The following is a 17,016-nucleotide window of genomic DNA, read 5'->3' as shown; positions in this document are numbered from 1 at the left end:
GGAACGGATTCGGTGAGCGAGGATCTCAGCCCTTCCGCGTCGTCGCGGTGAGGTGCGGGAATCCCTTCTTGCGATCGCGGATCGCGATGTCGAAGCCCTCGTCGTCGACCCGCCGGGTGTAGAGATTCACCTTGGCGGGCAACAGGATCGGCTTGCCGAACTTCACGTCGTAGGTGACGGCGCCGGGCAGCTGGGCCTCGATGTTGGCGATGGCGGCCGCAGCACTCCACATGCCGTGGGCGATCGCCCGCGGGAACCCGAAGGCCTTGGCCGTCAGGTTGGCCATGTGGATCGGGTTGCGGTCGCCGGATGCGGCCGCGTACTCGCGGATGCGTCCCAGGTCCACCGAGAGGATCGCGTCCGGCGGCGGCGGGGTCTTCGCCTTCGGCTCCGGCCCGCGCGGCTCGTCGGACAGGCTGGTGCGCTGCTGCTTGAGGAACGTCGCGGTCTGGCGCGTCACCAGTTCGGAGCCGACGCTGATCTCGCTGATGACGTCGACGAGGATGCCCTTGCGGTGCTCGCGCAGGTTCTCCGCATGGGTCACGATCGACAGCGGCTCGGATACCGCGATCGGGCGGAAACGCTCGATCGTGTCGTTGAGGTGTACCGAACCGATTGCGCCGAACGGGAAGTCGTCCGACGTGATCAGCTTCATGACCACCGGGAACTGCAGCACGAACGGGTATGTCAGCGGCAGGGTCTCGCCGAACCGCTGGCCGGTCGCGTGGCAATACGCCTGCAGCGCAGCCGGATCGACACGCAGGTCGTCGAGGCGGTAGTGCGTGTCGGGCAGAGGGGCGTCGGCCTCGACCCGGGCCGGCTTGCCGATGCCCGGCAGCATCGCGGTGACGGTCTTGCCGTAGAGCTCTGCGGTCCCGGGGACGCCCGGGAGCGTGATCGTCCTACCCATCACGCGCCCAGGAAGCCCTGGCCGCAGACGCGGACCACGTTGCCGGTGATGGCGCTGCTCGCCGGGTTGGCGAAGTAGGCCACGGTCTCGGCGACGTCGACGGTCTGGCCACCCTGCTGCAGCGAGCTCATCAGGCGGCCGGCCTCGCGGGTCGCCAGCGGGATGGCCGCGGTCATCTTGGTCTCGATGAAGCCGGGGGCGACGGCGTTGATGGTGATGCCCTTCTCGACCAGGATCGGCGCGTACGCGTCGACCAGCCCGATGACGCCGGCCTTCGAGGCGCCGTAATTGGTCTGGCCACGGTTGCCCGCGATGCCGGCGATCGACGAGACGTCGATGACCGCGCCGCCCGAGCGCAGGGCGCCCTTCTCCAGCAGCGCGTCGACGAGGGCCTGCGGGGCGATCAGGTTGACCGCGATGACCGCGTCCCAGCGGGCGGCGTCCATGTTGGCGAGCAGCTTGTCGCGGGTGATGCCCGCGTTGTTGACGATGATGTCGACGCCGCCGTGACGCTCGAGCGCGTGCTCGGCGAGCTTCGCGCCGGCCTCCGGGTCGGTGACGTCGATCGGGAACGACGTGCCGCCCACCTTGTTCGCGGTCTCCGACAGCGCGTCGCCGGCCTGCGGGACGTCGCATGCGATCACATGGGCGCCGTCACGCGAGAGCACCTCGGCGATGGTGGCGCCGATGCCGCGGGCGGCACCGGTGACCACGGCGACCTTGCCCTCGAGCGGGCGGTCCCAGCTCTTGGGGGCCTCCGCGTTGTCGGCGCCGACGCGGATCACCTGGGCGTCGACGAACGCCGACTTCGCCGACAGGACGAAGCGGAGGGTCGACTCGAGGCCGGAGAGGCCGGTCTCGGCGTCGGGCGAGACGTAGACGAGCTGGACGGTCGCGCCCTTGAGGAGCTCCTTGCCCAGCGAGCGGGTGAAGCCCTCCAGCGCGCGCTGTGCGACGCGCTCGTTGGGGTCGGTGACCAGCTCCGGCGTGGTGCCGAGCACGAGGAACCGTGCGCACGGGGCGTAGGAGCGCATGACCGGCTGGAAGAACTCGAACAGCTGGCGCAGCTCGGCCGGGGAGGTGATGCCGGTGGCGTCGAACACCAGGCCGCCGTACTTGTCGGCGCTGCGGCCGGTCAGGGCGTTCTGGATGAGGTCGTAGTCGTCGGCGTTCGCGAGCAGCTCACGCAGCGGCTCGACGAGTCGGCCCTCGCCGCCGAGGAGCACCGGACCCGGCAGTGGCGGCTCGGAGGGCTTGTAGCGCCGCAGTGGCGGCGGCACGGGCAGGCCGGCCTGCTTGGCGATGAAGGCGCCCGGCGCGGAATGGACGAAGCTCGAGTACAGGCCAGTTGCGTTGGCGGCCACGTTGATCTCCTCTGTCGTTCGACAACGAACTTACTGTTGAGTAAGAATACGCTATAGATACCGCACACGACTCTGGAGATCGACGTGGCAGACAACAGTTCCACCCCGTACAAGGCCAACGCCCCCAAGCCCCGGACCGAGCGTCCGGTGGCCATCATCGGCGGCAACCGCATTCCCTTCGCCCGTCAGGACCGCGCGTATGCCAAGGTCAGCAACCAGGAGATGTTCACCGCGGCCCTCGACGGCCTGGTGAGCCGGTTCAACCTGCAGGGCGAGCGGCTCGGCATGGTCGCCGGCGGCGCGGTGCTCAAGCACGCCCGTGACTTCAATCTCATCCGCGAGTCGGTGCTGGGTTCGGCGCTGTCGCCCTACACCCCGGCCATGGACGTCCAGCAGGCGTGCGGCACCGGCCTGCAGGCGATCACGATCGTCGCCGACGGCATCGCCCGCGGTCGCTACGACGCCGCGGTCGGCGGTGGCGTGGACACCACCTCCGACGCCCCGATCGCCGTCAGCGACGAGCTGCGCCGCCAGCTGCTCGAGGTGAATCGCTCCCGCAGCACCAAGGACCAGATCCTCAATGCCGCCAAGCTGATCACCAAGCTCGGCATCGAGATCCCGCGCAATGGCGAGCCGCGCACCGGCATGTCGATGGGCGAGCACGCGGCCATCACCGCCAAGGAGTTCGGCATCAAGCGCGCCGACCAGGACGAACTGGCCGTGGCCAGCCACAAGAACATGGCGGCGGCCTACGACGCCGGCTTCTTCGACGACCTGATCACCCCGTTCATGGGTCTCACCCGCGACGAGAACCTGCGCCCCGACTCGTCGGTGGAGAAGCTCGCCAAGCTCAAGCCGGTGTTCGGCGTCTCCCTCGGCGACGCCACCATGACCGCCGGCAACTCGACCCCGCTCACCGACGGCGCGTCGACCGTGCTGCTGGCCAGCGACGAGTGGGCCGAGGAGCGCGGCCTGCCGGTGCTCGCGTACTTCGTCGACAGCGAGACCGCGTCGGTCGACTACGTCAACGGCCCCGACGGCCTGCTCATGGCGCCCACCTACGCCGTGCCGCGCCTGCTCGAGCGCAACGGCCTCACCCTGCAGGACTTCGACTTCTACGAGATCCACGAGGCCTTCGCGTCGGTCGTCCTCGCGACCCTGCAGGCGTGGGAGTCCGAGGAGTACTGCAAGGAGCGCCTGGGCCTCGACGCCGCGCTCGGCCCGATCGACCGCTCGAAGCTCAACGTGCACGGCTCGTCTCTCGCCGCGGGCCACCCGTTCGCCGCGACCGGCGGCCGCATCGTGGCCCAGGCCGCCAAGCAGATCAAGGAGAACGGCGGCGGACGCGCGCTGATCTCGATCTGCGCCGCCGGCGGTCAGGGTGTCACCGCGATCATCGAGGGCTGACCGACCCGGACCGCGCCCAACACGAGATGAGACGGATCGAGCGACGAGACGCGCGATCCGTCTCATTTCTCGTGGGAAAACGGGTCTTTGGTCACATATTCGGCGGGAATATCCCACCCGGGGTGTACAAGCGCGTCAAGTGGCGTAAGTATGGATATAGCTCCGGCTGAGCTGTCAGACCCCCGACCCGACAGCTCGGCCGGAGCACCTGTATATTTGCACGCCCGGTCCCGTCCCCGGACGAGATCGGCGCAGCAGACGTTCCGCCGGCCACCAACACCCGACTGGCCCAGGCAGTCAGCCGTGATGGATGGAGTCGTGACCACTAGAGCCCGCCGAGTGCGCAACGCCGTCCGCGTGCTGCTCGCCGTCGTGGTCGCCTTGACCCTCGCACTGGCCGTCGATCTCGTCCTCACCCGCGATCACTCCGCACGCGGCGCCGTCATCGGCGGGATCAGCGCCGGTAACCGGGACACCGCCGGCCTGCAGCCGGTCCTCGACGAACTCACCGCGCGGTCGAAGCAACCCGTCGTCCTCCGGACGCCCGAGGGCACGGCCGCGATCGCCCCCGATGCGCTGGGCCTGTCCTTCGACGCCGACGCCACGCGGGAACGTCTGCTGGAACAACCCCGCAATCCCGTCACCCGCCTGGCCGCACTCCTGGGCCGCAGCCGGGACGTCGAGCCGGTCGTGACCCTCGACCGTGCGGCCATGGATGTCGCGCTCGACGAGCACCGGACCGCGCTGGAGAAGGCCGCGGTCGAGGGCGGCGTGCACTACGACGGCACCACGCCGGTCGGCGATCAGCCCGCACCCGGCGAACGCATCGCGCGCGACGCCGCCGCCCGGGTCCTCGTCGACCGATGGCTCGACGGCGGCCCCGTCGACATGCCGATGGAGCCGTTCTCGCCCACGGTCAGCGCGCAGGTCGTCGACGCCACCGTTGCCGGCGGGGCCACCCGCGCGACGTCGGGTCCGCTACGTCTGATCGACCGTCGTAAACGCGAGGTCGAGGTGCCGGCGGGCGACATCGGGTCGATCCTCACCTTCGTGCCGGACGGTCGGGGTGGACTCGTCCCCAGCGTCGACGAGAAGCGCGCGCGGAAGATCCTGTCCCCCGACCTCGATCCGTCGCAGCGGCCGGCGGTCAGCGCGCGGTTCAGTTTGCAGACCGGGGCGCCGACGGTCGTCCCGGCGGTCAACGGCGCCAGGATCAACTGGCCCAAGACGCTCGACGCCCTCGCGTCGAGCGCGATCGCGCGCGGCAGCGACCGCAGGGTCGACGTCGTCTACGACGAGGTGAAGCCCAAGCTGACCACCGAGGCCGCCCGCAAACTCGGTGTGCGGGAACTGATCAGCGAATACACCACCAGCGGGTTCTCTTCCGCGTCGGGCGAGAACATCCGACTCGTCGCCGCCGAGGTCGACGGCGCGCTGGTGCTGCCCGGAAAGGTGTTCTCGCTCAACGGCCACACGGGCCCGCGCGGCGCCGCGCAGGGGTACGTCGACTCGACGATCATCAACAACGGACGCGCCGCGACGGCCGTCGGCGGCGGCATCTCGCAGTTCGCGACGACGCTGTACAACGCAACGTATTTCGCCGGCCTCGAGGACATCGAACACACCGAGCACGCGTACTACATCTCCCGCTATCCCGAGGCCCGCGAGGCGACCGTCTTCGAGGGCGCCATCGACCTGAAGTTCCGCAACAACACCCGCCACGGCGTTCTCATCGAGACCAGCTGGTCGCCGTCGGCGGTGACGGTCCGCCTGTGGGGGACCAAGGCCTACGAGGTCGAGTCGATCACCGGCGAGCGGTACGGATACACCGACCCGGAGAAGATCACCCTGCCGAAGGGCGACGACTGCATCGCCAGCGGCGGGAGCAAGGGATTCACCACCTCGGACACCCGGATCGTCCGCGACGCCCGCACGGGACAGGAGATCACCCGCAACACCCGGACTGTCCGCTACGCGCCCGAACCCATCGTGAGGTGCATCTGACCGGCGCCGCGGATGTGGTCCGTGTTGAGACGGCGCGGGCGATGTGTTCCGCATCTCACTAACGTTCGATATATTGCGACTCGTGGATATCAACGGAGCTAGTGCAATCGTCACAGGTGGGGCGTCGGGTATCGGCGCGGCGTCGGCTCGTCAGCTGGCGGCCAAGGGTGCGAAGGTCGTCGTCGCCGACCTGAACGCCGAGAAGGGCGAGGCGCTCGCCAAGGAGATCGGCGGCGTCTTCGCCAGCGTCGACGTGACCTCGACCGAGCAGATCGAGGCCGCCGTCAACGCGGCCACCGAGTTGGGCCCGCTGCGTGCGCTGGTCAACTCGGCCGGCATCGGCTGGGCGCAGCGCACCATCGGCAAGGACGGCGAGTTCGCCTCGGCGCACAACCTGGACGCCTACAAGAAGGTCATCGCGATCAACCTGATCGGCACCTTCGACTTCATCCGGCTCGCCGCCACCGCGATGAGCCGCAACGAGCCGCTCGACGCCTACGGCGAGCGCGGCGCGATCGTCAACATGGCGTCGGTCGCCGCGTTCGACGGCCAGATCGGGCAGGCGTCGTACTCCTCGTCCAAGGGCGGCGTCGTCGGCATGACCCTGCCGGTCGCCCGTGACCTGGCCGCGGTCGGCATCCGCGTCAACACCATCGCCCCGGGCCTGATCGACACCCCGATCTACGGTGAGGGCGAGGCCGCCGAGGCGTTCAAGGCCAAGCTGGGCGAGTCGGTCCTGTTCCCGCATCGCCTGGGCCAGCCCGACGAGCTCGCCTCGATGGTCGTCGAGCTGATCACCAACAGCTACATGAACGCCGAGGTCATCCGCGTCGACGGCGGCATCCGGATGCCTCCGAAGTGATTCGGTAACCGACACTGCTGCAAACCCACCCCTCTTCCGTACACACGCCCCCGAGCGGGCCGCAGAATCCACGGAAGGCGGGTGGGTTTGTCATTGCCGAACCCGCCTGTGAACAGTGCGGTCACCGGACGCCGAGGTAGCGCTAGTCTCCCGACCATGACGACTCCACCGCAGGGTCCCGGGCGGCCGGGCCAGGGCTATCCGGGCAACCCCTCCCCGGGAGGTCCGTATCCGGGCCGGCCCGGCGCTCCGGGTCCGTACCCCGGGTACGCGGGCGCACCCGGGCCGGGAAGCCCGTACGTGGTCCCGTCCGGATATCCGGGGCCGGGTCACCCACCGCACGCGCCGGTGCCGCCGCCCAGGAAGAAGAACACCGTGCTGTGGTGGGTGCTCGGCGGGGCCGCGCTGCTCGTCGTCGCGGTCGTCGTCACCGGGGTCGTTCTCTTCGTCGTCGCGGCCGGTAAGAGCGACCGGGTCTGGGGTGTCGACGACGTCGCGGTCGGTGAATGCGTCACGGTGTCCGGTGAGGACGAACCCGTCGTCCGGAAGGTGTCCTGCGACAGCACGGACTTCCACTTCGCGGTGGCCCTCAAGGCCGATCCCGGCGTCTGCGCCGCGAAGAACTACTCGCGACTCTGGTTCGGCGAGGGCGACTCGTCGGACAGCTTCGGCAAGTGGGCCAGGGACGGGCTCTGCCTGGCGCATGTCTACCAGCAGGGACGCTGCTACCACCTGCCCTCGTCGAAGGAGACCAACGCCCTTGCCGACGTCCGCGAGATCGACTGCTCGTCGCCGCCCGCCACCGGCGCGGGCGAGAACTACGAGGTCGAGTCCAAGGTCTCTGGGATGCCCGAGTGCAGCGAGGAGCAGGCCGAGTACTTCACGGAGAAGCCGACCCCGACCGGCTACTGTCTCCGCCTCCTCGAATGAACGTCGGCCCGCCGCTGCGGGCTCAGGCCCGGAGCACCACCTTGAGCGCCTTGGTCTCGGCGGCCCGTCCGAAGACGTCGTAGGCCTCGAGGATGTCGTCCAGCGCGAAGCGGTGGCTGACGAACAGGTCCGGATCGATGCGCCGCTGCGCCACCAGCTTGAGCAGGACCCCCAGGGTGTCGGTGTTGACCAAACCCGTCGACACCGTGATGTTCGAGATCCACAGGTCCTGGATCGGGAACTCCACCGGAGCGCCGTGGACGCCGACGTTGGCGACGTGACCGGCCGGGCGCACGATGTCGAGGCACATCCGGAAGGTCTGGGGAATCCCGACCGCCTCGATGGCCACGTCGACGCCGAGGCCGTCGGTCATCGCGAGGACCTGCTCCTTCCAGTCCGCCTCCGACGATACGACGCCGTCGGAGGCGCCGAACGCCTTTGCCTGCTCGACGCGATTCGGATCGATGTCGATCGCGATCACCCGGCTCGGCCCGTACAGGCCCGCGGTCGCGATGGTCGCCAGACCCACCGGACCGGCACCCACCACGGCCACCACGTCGCCGGGCTCGACCTGCCCGTAGCGGATGCCGATCTCGTGTCCCGTCGGCAGGATGTCGCTGAGCACGACCCCCTGTTCCGGGGTGACGCCGGGCGGCAGCTTGTAGACCGAGGTCTCGGCGTAGGGGACGCGCACGTACTCGGCCTGGGTGCCGTCGATTAGGTGCCCGAAGATCCAGCCGATGCCCGACGCTCCCTCGCTCCCGAGGCAGTGGGAATGCACGCCGTGTTTGCAGAAGTCGCACTTCCCGCACGCCGAGATGCACGACAGGATGACCTGGTCGCCGACGGCGAGCGTCGTCACCGCCGGGCCGATCTCGGTGATCGTGCCGACGCCCTCGTGTCCGAGGATGCGTCCGGGTTCGACCGCGGGGACATCGCCCTTGAGGATGTGCAGATCGGTCCCGCAGATCGTGGTGGCGTCCATCTTGACGATCACGTCGGTGGGTTCGAGGATCGTCGGCTCCGGGACGTCGTCCCAGCTCTTGTTCCCCGGACCGTGGAAGACGAGTGCCTTCATAGCTCTCCTGGTGTCGTCCCCGACCCCTTCTGTTCCTGCACTGTCCGACGCTAGACGGTGCGTCGTCGACGGTGATGCCGGTCGGCCGGATCGAAACGAGACCGCAACGCCCGGAACCCGGGATGGCAAGAGCGCCCCCGTCCGCAGACGGGGGCGCTCTTGGGATGTCTCAGAAGCGACTTCTCGGATCAGAAGGCGGCTTCGTCGAGCTCCATGATTTCGTTGTCGACGTTCTCGACGACGGTGCGGATCGAGGTCAGCAGCGGCAGCATGTTCTTCGCGAAGAAGGTGGCCACCGCGATCTTGCCCTCGTAGAAGGCCTTGTCGGCATCCGACGCGCCGTTGTCGAGCGCGGCGAGGGCGACCTCGGCCTGGCGCAGCAGCAGCCAGCCGATGAGCAGGTCGCCGACCGACATCAGGAAGCGGACCGAACCGGTGCCGATCTTGTACAGCTCGGACGGGTTCTCCTGAGCAGCCATCAGGTGGTTGGTCAGGGAGGCGGCCATCGCCTGGACGTCCTCGAGGGCGGTCTTCAGCAGAGCGCGCTCGGTCTTCAGGCGGCCGTTGCCGGCCTCGGAGTCGATGAACTTCTGGATCTCGCCGGCGACGTGCGCCAGGGCCTGGCCCTTGTCGCGGATGATCTTGCGGAAGAAGAAGTCCTGCGCCTGGATGGCAGTGGTGCCCTCGTACAGCGAGTCGATCTTCGAGTCACGGATGTACTGCTCGATCGGGTAGTCCTGGAGGAAGCCGGAGCCACCCAGGGTCTGCAGCGACTCGGTGAGCTTCTCGTAGGCGCGCTCGGAGCCGACGCCCTTGACGATCGGGAGCAGCAGGTCATTGACGCGGTGCGCCATCTCGGCATCGGCGCCGGAGACGATCTGCGCGGCAACCGGATCCTGGTGCGACGCAGTGTAGAGGTAGACCGCACGCAGACCCTCGGCGTAGGCCTTCTGGGTCATGAGTGAGCGACGCACGTCCGGGTGGTGGGTGATGGTCACGCGCGGGGCGGTCTTGTCGGTCATCTGGGTCATGTCGGCACCCTGGACGCGCTCCTTGGCGAACTCGAGAGCGTTCAGGTAGCCGGTCGACAGGGTGGCGATGGCCTTGGTGCCCACCATCATGCGGGCGTGCTCGATGACCTCGAACATCTGTGCGATGCCCTTGTGGACCTCGCCGACGAGCCAACCCTTGGCCGGGATGCCGTGCTGGCCGAAGGTGACCTCACAGGTGGCCGAGGCCTTGATGCCCATCTTGTGCTCGACGTTGGTGACGAAGACGCCGTTGCGCTCGCCGAGCTCACCGGTCTCGAAGTCGAAGTGGTACTTCGGCACGAAGAACAGCGACAGACCCTTGGTGCCCGGGCCGGCGCCCTCGGGGCGGGCGAGCACGAGGTGGAAGATGTTCTCGGTCATGTCCTGGTCGGCCGAGGTGATGAAGCGCTTCACACCGTCGATGTGCCAGGAGCCGTCCTCCTGCTGGACCGCCTTGGTGCGGCCGGCGCCCACGTCCGAGCCGGCGTCGGGCTCGGTCAGCACCATGGTGGCGCCCCAGCCGCGCTCGGCGCAGATGGCGGCCCACTTCTTCTGCTCGTCGGTGCCGTTGTTGAAGAAGATGTTGGAGAAGCCGGCGCCCGCGGCGTACATGAACACCGGCGGGTTGGCGCCGAGGATCATCTCGCCGATCGCCCAGTAGAGCGAACGGGGGGCGGGCAGGCCGCCGAGCTCCTCGGCGATGCCGATCTTGTCCCAGCCGCCCTCGATGAAGGCGTTGTAGGACTTCTTGAAGCTCTCGGGGATGGTGACGCTGTGGTTCTCCGGGTCGAAGACCGGCGGATTGCGGTCGGCCTCGGCGAAGGATTCCGCGATCGGGCCCTCGGCGAGCGCCTTGACCTCGCGCAGCATGTCGACGGCGGTCTCGTGGTCGAGGTCGCCGAACTCACCCGACTCGAGAACCTTGTCGAGCTGGAGCAGTTCGAAGAGGTTGAACTGCAGGTCGCGCAGATTGCTCTTGTAGTGGCCCATGGTGGATTCCTTCTCTGGTGTGGCCCGTATCGATGGATGGCCGCTTCCCGGTCCGATCCCATCCGGATGATCGGGTACCGGCCGGGGGCGGTCGAGCTGTCTCGGTTCGAGCTAAGTTACTCGCCGGTAACGGCAGGATAGCGCCGATCCGGCACCGGATCAATCAGGGATTTTTGTGATCTGTGCCCGTCGAACGGGCCGATTGCACGCGACGTCACCGCTCCGGCGTGTCGGTCGGAGCGGTGGTCGATCGGATTCGGGAAAGAGGAGGCCGCTACAGCGCCGAGCGCAGGTATTCGAGGTCGGCCGGGATGCCCTCGGCCGGGGTCTCCAGGATCACCGGGGCGTCGGCGGCCTTGGCGACGGCGGCGAGCACCTCGGGATCGATCTGCCCCGACTGCAGGTTCGCGTGGCGGTCGCGGCCGGAGTCGAACTCGTCGCGTGAGTTGTTGAGATGGACCAGGTCGATGCGGCCGGTGATCTCCTTGACCCGCTCGACGAGGCCGACGAGATCCTCGCCGCCGGCCCAGGCGTGGCAGGTGTCGAGGCAGAAGCCGGCCTGCTCGAAGTCGCCGACGGCCTCCCACAGGCGGTCGATGGACTCCAGGGTGCGGGCCATCGCGTGGTCGCCGCCCGCGGTGTTCTCGATCAGGATCGGCACGCCGAAGCCGCCCTTGTCGACCTGACGGTCGAACAGCTTGCGCCAGTTGGCGAACCCCTCGGCGGAGTCCTCGCCGTCGCGCAGGTGCCCGCCGTGGACGACGAGGCCGAAGGCGCCGAGTTCGGCGGCCGCGGCCGCCTGCTGCTCGACGGCCTTGCGCGACGGCATGCGCAGACGGTTGTTCAGGCTCGCGACGTTGATTTGATAGCTGGAATGCACGACGACGTCGACGTCGGACTCGCGGATGGCCTGCGCATGCGGATTCGGCTGCGGCTTCTTCCAGCTCTGCGGATCGGTGACGAACATCTGGAACACGTCGATGCCCAGTTCGGCGGCCGTGGCCAGGGGGTCGGTGTCCTCGCGAAGATGAGCTCCGATGCGCATGGGTCAACGATAGTGCCCTCGCGACGGGCACCGTCACGCGCGGGAGCCGGCCGCCGTCAGTCCCCCGGTCCGGGCTCGGTCTCGATGGTGATCGGGACCCCGGGGGCGATCAGGACCCGGCACGGGGCCTCGCTGTCGTGGTAGAGGTTCAGCCACTGGTGACCGCGCGGTCCGTCGGCGTACACCGCCTCGAGGGTGCGGTCGAGTCGTGCCTCCGCCTCCTTGGTGATGATGTACCGCTGGTCGCCGTAGCGCAGGTAGCGATTGGGCACCGAGACCTCCTCTGTGGATCGGTCATGTGATCGCGAGACTCTGTCACCCAGTGTGATCCACCGCACTTCGAAAACGGGTCCGTTCCGCGGAAACGCTGATCAGCGCGGGTGTGCGTCGTGAGCGGGCGTCTCCGGGACGGGGCCGCCCACTACACTGTCGGCAAGTTGTGAGCGAGCGGGTGCCCTGCGGGGTGTGACGGGCGGACTGTATCGGGTGAGTGTTGACGAGTCGGTGGGCTTCCCTCGACCGGGTGAGTCCTCGGGATCCGGTGGCGAAGGCAATCCAGACGGCACGAGTCCGGCGACGCTGCCGTCGACCAACCCCTCCTACGGGAAACGGACGGAATCCGATCCGCCGGAGATGGAATCGGTCTTCGACGACCTCGCCGCGGCCTCGGAGATGGAGTCCGATCCGGCGAGTCGGCGCGACCTGACGCTGGTCCGGCGGATCGCCATCGGCGCGTGGGTCGTGCTGATCGCCCTGCACTTCGTCTTCTACGGGGTGGCGTGGGATCGCACCCGGCTCATCATCCTGCTGTGCCTGGGCCTGGCGGCCGCGAGCATCGGGCGCCGCAAGTTCATCACCATCATCAAGGACTGGGCGCCGTTCGCCCTGGTCCTCATCCTCTACGACTGGACCCGCGACATCGCCCGGATCGTCGGCATGCCGACGCACTGGAATCTCGCGATCGACTTCGACGCCTGGCTGTTCGGCGGCCGGACCCCGACCGCGCTGCTGCAGGAACAGCTCAAGCAGGCCTCGCCGCCCTGGTGGGAGGTCATCGTCAGCGTCGTCTACATGTCGTATTTCATCGTCCCGTACGCCGTGGCCGCCTGGCTGTGGCTGAAGGACCGTGCGGCCTGGCGTCGGTACGCCGCCTGCTTCGTGGCGACGACGTTCCTCGCGCTGGTCGGCTACACCCTCGTTCCGGGTGCCCCGCCCTGGGCGGCCGCGCGATGCACCGCCGTCGAGGTGCAGGACTATCCGCGTGATCCGATCTGCATGTACTCGCCGCAGGCTGCCGAGCCCGGCGGTCTGCTCGGGCCGCTGGAACCCGCGCATCCCGACGCCGAGCCGTACGTCGAGCGCATCTCCGCGCGCGGCTGGAACTACCTCAACATCCACATGGCGTCGCAGCTCGTCACGCTGGGGCAGGGCAAGTCCAACCTGGTCGCGGCGATCCCGTCGCTGCACGCCGGCCTGACCATGCTGTTGGCCCTGTTCATGTGGCCGCGGGTGAAAGCCCTCGGGAAGACGCTGTACATGGGCTACGCACTGGCCATGGCGTTCGCCCTGGTCTACAGCGCCGAGCACTACATCTTCGACATCGTGCTCGGGTGGGCGCTGGCCGCGGCGGTCATCGCCGCCTACCGGTTCATCGACTGGAAGTGGCTGATACCGAGGCAGAAACGACGGGAAGAGGCGGCCGCCGCAGGCGCTGCGGCCGGTCCCGCGACGCCGCCGGCCGATTCCTCCGACGACGAGGACCCCGACGCCGAGAAGGTGACGACGCACGCCTGAGGGCCGTTCCACAGCGCCTCGAGGGTCCGGACCGCGTTTGCCGCCGGGGGTTCGCGGTTACCCTTTGGAGGCGAGGCCGGTGTGCTCCGACGCCGCGTCTCGCGCACCGTCGGACAGGCAACGAGGAAGAACCATGACCCCACTCGACACCGCACGAAGCCGTCGCCACGCCGGGCTGATCGGGATCGCGGCAGCGGCGCTCGTCGTCGCCGGATGCTCCCCCGATCAGGAGTCGTCGGACCGGACGGCGACGTCCACCGTCACGACCCCGACCGTCACGGCCGGTGCCGGACCCTCGTCGGCGGTCGTGTCCTCGCCGGGGGCGTCGACGCCGGGGGCCTCGTCCCACAACCAGGCCGACGTCGAGTTCACCAGCACGATGATCGTCCACCACATGCAGGCGGTCGAGATGGCGGAGCTGGTCGAGGGACGCACCGACAACGCGGAACTCATCGCCCTCGCGGACCGGATCGAGGACGCGCAGGAGAACGAGATCGACCAGATGACCGATCGTCTCCGGGCATGGGGCGTCGCCGTGCCCGACCATGACGACGACCATGGAGAAGACGGGCACATGCAGCACGGCCCGCACGCCGGTGCCATGGCCGGCATGATGACCGCCGAGCAGATGGCGGCCCTGCGCGCCGCTCGCGGCGCCGAGTTCGACCGACTCTGGCTCGAGGGCATGATCCGCCATCACCGCGGCGCCATCGAGATGGCCGACGAGGAGCTGGCCGAGGGCGAGAACCCGGCGACCAGGCGTCTCGCGGAGCAGGTCAAGACGACCCAGCAGGCCGAGATCGACCAGATGGAGAAGATGCTCGGCCGGTGACGGGCCTCGGCGTGGTCGCGGCCTCGGTCCGGTGTCTCCGAGTGGCTCGTGTCAGCGCTTGAGCGGCAGGCGCATCAGGTAGACCTGGTAGCCGACCCAGACCGAGTAGGTGAAGTACAGGTCGCGGCCCTTCGACCACGGGTGGATGTAGGGCGCGTAGCCCGTGTATGGGTTGGTCGAGGGCACCACGAGTTCACCGGAAGACCAGGGGCCCCACGGGTTCTGCGCGGTCCGGAGGATGACTCCGGTGTCCTTGCTCGCCAGGGACACGTACTTGCCGAGGTAATCGTTCCAGGCCACCGACAACTCACCGGTCGGGGCGCTCATGACCGGAGTCGCGGCACCGGGATTGTTCGGAACCCACCGCCCGTACGAGAAGTACTGCCACTTCCCGAGGTTCTCGATGTCCTTCTCGTCGACGCGCGCGAGATAGACCGCGCCCCAACGCCCGTCGGGGGTGCCGTAGTAGTAGACGGTGCTGCCGACCTTGAGGAAGGCGCCCATCTGGAACTTCGTGTTCCCGCCCCCGTTCGGGCGGAAGGCGTTCACCGCGCGCCAGTTCTCGCCGTTGTCGTCGGAGACGACGAGGCCCGACCAGTTGGTCGTCCAGATGCCCGGCTGATCCCACCGCTTGACTGACATCACGGTCATGTACTGCTTGCCGTTGGCCGCCACGCCCGCGGTCGGGATGATGGTGACCTCGCGCTTGACGTTCGGCTTCAGCAGCCGCTTCGCGTGCCCGGGGCGGCCGGCGTGGGAGGTGAACGTCATGCCGTCGGCGAGGTACCGGTCGGTGCTGCGCAGCAGGACGTTGGATCGCCAGTAGAACAGCTCGCCATACAGCAGCGACCATCCGTTGAAGGACTGGGTGTCGCCGAACGCCGTCAGGATCTCGCCACGGCCGTTGTCCCACATGATGCCGAGATCGGTGCCGACGATGTTGAACCGGCCGATGGTGTCGTTCATCGCGAACGGGCCCGTCAACCGCGCGACCATCGACGCCGGCCCGGCCGCGTGACGTTGCGCGTGCGCCGGCGAGGCCCCGACCGTGACCGTCAGGGCGGTGGCGAGTGCAGCGACGAGCAGACCCAGGAACAGTCGACGAGCGCTCCGTGTCATGGGACGTGACCTTATCAAGACCTGAGCAGACCGGAAGGGGTATTTATGAGGACTAACGAATCGGGTGCGCTCACCCTTCGCGATAGCGCTTCGTGGTGTCCACCTTCGTGAAGTCGATCTGTGCCGCAGCGTTGTTCACCGCGGTCACCAGGGCGGTGCCGAACATCCCGTCCCGGTCGTAGAGGCCGGTGTTGCTCACCGAGATCCCGTCGTCCTCGACGTGGAAATCGGCCTCGACGCCGACCCGCTCGCCGCGGGGGAGGCGGCTGATGGCCACGGTGAGGTCGCAGTTGATGAAGCCGATGCCGGTGGTGCCCCAGTTGCTGATCAGGCTGGCCGACTCTGCGCTGATGACGGCCCGCTGGAACGGGGTGGGCTCGGCACCCGGGAGCACCGGGACCGCCCGGGTCCAGAGACGCTTGCGGTTGCCGTTCTGGTGATTGCCCATCGTCGGGTCCCAGTCGCCGAGCGCGCCGTCGGGGGAGTCGGAGGAGAACAGCGGCCAGTGGCCCTCGGGGTCGGATTCGGGCGGCCGGAAGGTGACCCACTCGGCCGGCCGGTGCCACCGTTGTCCGGGCGGGTTGGTGGAGGACTTGAGGAACACCGTCGTCCCGCGCGCCACGGTGAACTCCTCGCCGTCGGCGGGATGCTGCACGATCTCGGTGTCGACGACCCGGATCCGGCCGCCGGACCGGATGAGTCGGTTGCGCGTGGAGGTGGGCAGGTACCGCGCCGATTTGAACATGTCGATGGTGCAGCGGGCCGGCAGGAACTCGGCCGAGCCGTACTCCTCCTCGACCGCCCAGGCCACGAGGCCGCACACCGCCGGCCCGGTGACCGCATCGGGAGACCAGGCGCTGCGCGAGAACGGGGTGGGTTCGTACCGGGTCTCGCCGGACGGGCCGTCGACGGTGTCGAAAAAGGCGATCGAGGTCACCGTTCTTTACTACCGGGCCGGGGCCCAGTTTGTGCCATGCACCCCCTTGATCGGCGTCATCGGACCGACTGCGGGATACGCTTCGACCATGACTTTCGCGACGGCGTACAACAAGTTCTTCCCCGACGAGATGATCGGCGCGCTACGGACTTCCCTGATCGTCACCTCGATCGTGGGCATCGTCCTGGGCATCGTCGCGATCGTCTGGCCGGGGCCGACGATCCTCGTCGTGGCGATCCTGTTCGCCATCTCGCTGATCATCACCGGCGTCTTCCGCGTCTACCAGGCGTTCGCGGCGTCGTTCCTGGGGACCGGCACACGCGTGCTCCTGGGCATCATCGGCCTGATCATCCTGGTCGCCGGTGTGATCGCGCTGTTCAGCCCGGGCGACGCCCTCTGGCTGCTCGCCGTGTTCATCGGCATCGGCTGGATCTTCCAGGGCTTCTCCGACCTCTACGCCGCGATCACCAAGTCCGGCCACAGCCCCACCTGGTACCTGATCCTGTCGGGCATCGTCTCGGTCATCGCCGGCATCGTGATGCTCATCCTTCCGGTGTTCTCGCTCGAGGTCCTCACCTGGGTCGGCGGCATCATGCTGGTCGCGATCTCCATCGCGACGCTGCTCACGCTGCCCAAGAAGGTCGAGGGCCCGGCGGCGCCGGCCGCCTGATCGCGGCCGCTGCGTCGCCGCGGCAATCCGGGTAGCCGGCCAC

Annotated in this window: 15 protein-coding genes; 7 read left to right on the top strand and 8 right to left on the bottom strand. The window is 68.4% G+C overall.

The features are described 5' to 3' along the window. Positions 1–25 precede the first annotated feature (25 nt). Both GP2_RS08990 and GP2_RS08985 read right to left on the bottom strand, forming a co-directional pair. Positions 26–910 carry a MaoC family dehydratase gene (locus GP2_RS08990; protein ID WP_006900182.1) on the bottom strand — a complete coding sequence of 295 codons (885 nt, stop codon included), beginning with the start codon at positions 908–910 and terminating at the stop codon, positions 26–28. Beyond that, positions 910–2,274: a 3-oxoacyl-ACP reductase gene (locus tag GP2_RS08985; RefSeq protein WP_006900181.1), complete on the bottom strand. Its 1,365-nt coding sequence runs from the start codon at positions 2,272–2,274 to the stop codon at positions 910–912. Before GP2_RS08985 ends, GP2_RS08990 begins: the two co-directional genes overlap by 1 nt. Positions 2,275–2,358: 84 nt before the next feature. On the opposite strand from GP2_RS08985, the gene GP2_RS08980 reads away from it, so the two are divergent. The 4 genes from GP2_RS08980 to GP2_RS08965 all read left to right on the top strand — a co-directional run bounded on the left by GP2_RS08980 (position 2,359) and on the right by GP2_RS08965 (position 7,477). Then, the gene (locus tag GP2_RS08980; protein WP_006900180.1) at positions 2,359–3,681 is read left to right on the top strand and encodes an acetyl-CoA C-acetyltransferase; all 1,323 of its coding nucleotides are present in this window, start codon (positions 2,359–2,361) and stop codon (positions 3,679–3,681) included. 306 nt (positions 3,682–3,987) lie between these two features. After that, positions 3,988–5,685: a VanW family protein gene (locus GP2_RS08975; RefSeq protein ID WP_174320712.1), complete on the top strand. Its 1,698-nt coding sequence runs from the start codon at positions 3,988–3,990 to the stop codon at positions 5,683–5,685. 82 nt (positions 5,686–5,767) lie between these two features. Further along, entirely contained in the window at positions 5,768–6,547 is a 780-nt protein-coding gene (locus GP2_RS08970) for an SDR family NAD(P)-dependent oxidoreductase (protein ID WP_040526671.1), read from the top strand. Between the two features lie 156 nt (positions 6,548–6,703). Continuing rightward, positions 6,704–7,477: an LppU/SCO3897 family protein gene (locus GP2_RS08965; protein WP_040526670.1), complete on the top strand. Its 774-nt coding sequence runs from the start codon at positions 6,704–6,706 to the stop codon at positions 7,475–7,477. A gap of 22 nt (positions 7,478–7,499) precedes the next feature. On the opposite strand, the gene GP2_RS08960 is transcribed toward GP2_RS08965, so the two are convergent. From GP2_RS08960 to GP2_RS08945, 4 genes are all read right to left on the bottom strand, one after another. Next, complete coding sequence (locus GP2_RS08960) at positions 7,500–8,555, bottom strand: zinc-dependent alcohol dehydrogenase family protein (RefSeq protein ID WP_006900176.1); 1,056 nt, start codon at positions 8,553–8,555, stop codon at positions 7,500–7,502. Positions 8,556–8,743: 188 nt separating this feature from the next. Continuing rightward, positions 8,744–10,576: an acyl-CoA dehydrogenase gene (locus tag GP2_RS08955; RefSeq protein ID WP_006900175.1), complete on the bottom strand. Its 1,833-nt coding sequence runs from the start codon at positions 10,574–10,576 to the stop codon at positions 8,744–8,746. A 274-nt stretch (positions 10,577–10,850) separates the two neighbouring features. Beyond that, a complete protein-coding gene (locus GP2_RS08950) occupies positions 10,851–11,621 on the bottom strand; it encodes a deoxyribonuclease IV (RefSeq protein ID WP_006900174.1) in 771 nt (256 codons plus the stop codon). Positions 11,622–11,677: 56 nt separating this feature from the next. Beyond that, positions 11,678–11,893 carry a hypothetical protein gene (locus GP2_RS08945; protein ID WP_006900173.1) on the bottom strand — a complete coding sequence of 72 codons (216 nt, stop codon included), beginning with the start codon at positions 11,891–11,893 and terminating at the stop codon, positions 11,678–11,680. 361 nt (positions 11,894–12,254) lie between these two features. Between GP2_RS08945 and GP2_RS08940 the strand changes: the two genes are divergently transcribed. Both GP2_RS08940 and GP2_RS21160 read left to right on the top strand, forming a co-directional pair. After that, positions 12,255–13,415, top strand: coding sequence for a phosphatase PAP2 family protein (locus tag GP2_RS08940; RefSeq protein WP_373278930.1), 1,161 nt, complete (start codon positions 12,255–12,257; stop codon positions 13,413–13,415). Between the two features lie 133 nt (positions 13,416–13,548). Next, positions 13,549–14,247 carry a DUF305 domain-containing protein gene (locus GP2_RS21160; RefSeq protein ID WP_006900171.1) on the top strand — a complete coding sequence of 233 codons (699 nt, stop codon included), beginning with the start codon at positions 13,549–13,551 and terminating at the stop codon, positions 14,245–14,247. A gap of 51 nt (positions 14,248–14,298) precedes the next feature. Here the strand turns inward: GP2_RS21160 and GP2_RS08930 are convergent, their stop codons facing one another. Further along, positions 14,299–15,366: a glycoside hydrolase family 183 protein gene (locus GP2_RS08930; RefSeq protein ID WP_006900170.1), complete on the bottom strand. Its 1,068-nt coding sequence runs from the start codon at positions 15,364–15,366 to the stop codon at positions 14,299–14,301. A 70-nt stretch (positions 15,367–15,436) separates the two neighbouring features. Then, positions 15,437–16,303 carry a thioesterase family protein gene (locus GP2_RS08925; protein WP_006900169.1) on the bottom strand — a complete coding sequence of 289 codons (867 nt, stop codon included), beginning with the start codon at positions 16,301–16,303 and terminating at the stop codon, positions 15,437–15,439. An 88-nt stretch (positions 16,304–16,391) separates the two neighbouring features. On the opposite strand from GP2_RS08925, the gene GP2_RS08920 reads away from it, so the two are divergent. After that, positions 16,392–16,973: an HdeD family acid-resistance protein gene (locus GP2_RS08920; RefSeq protein ID WP_006900168.1), complete on the top strand. Its 582-nt coding sequence runs from the start codon at positions 16,392–16,394 to the stop codon at positions 16,971–16,973. The last annotated feature ends 43 nt before the right edge of the window (positions 16,974–17,016 follow it).

The sequence above is a fragment of the Gordonia paraffinivorans NBRC 108238 genome, from assembly GCF_000344155.1.
Taxonomy (GTDB): Bacteria; Actinomycetota; Actinomycetes; order Mycobacteriales; family Mycobacteriaceae; genus Gordonia; species Gordonia paraffinivorans.
This window is presented reverse-complemented; position numbering and strand designations above follow the sequence as displayed.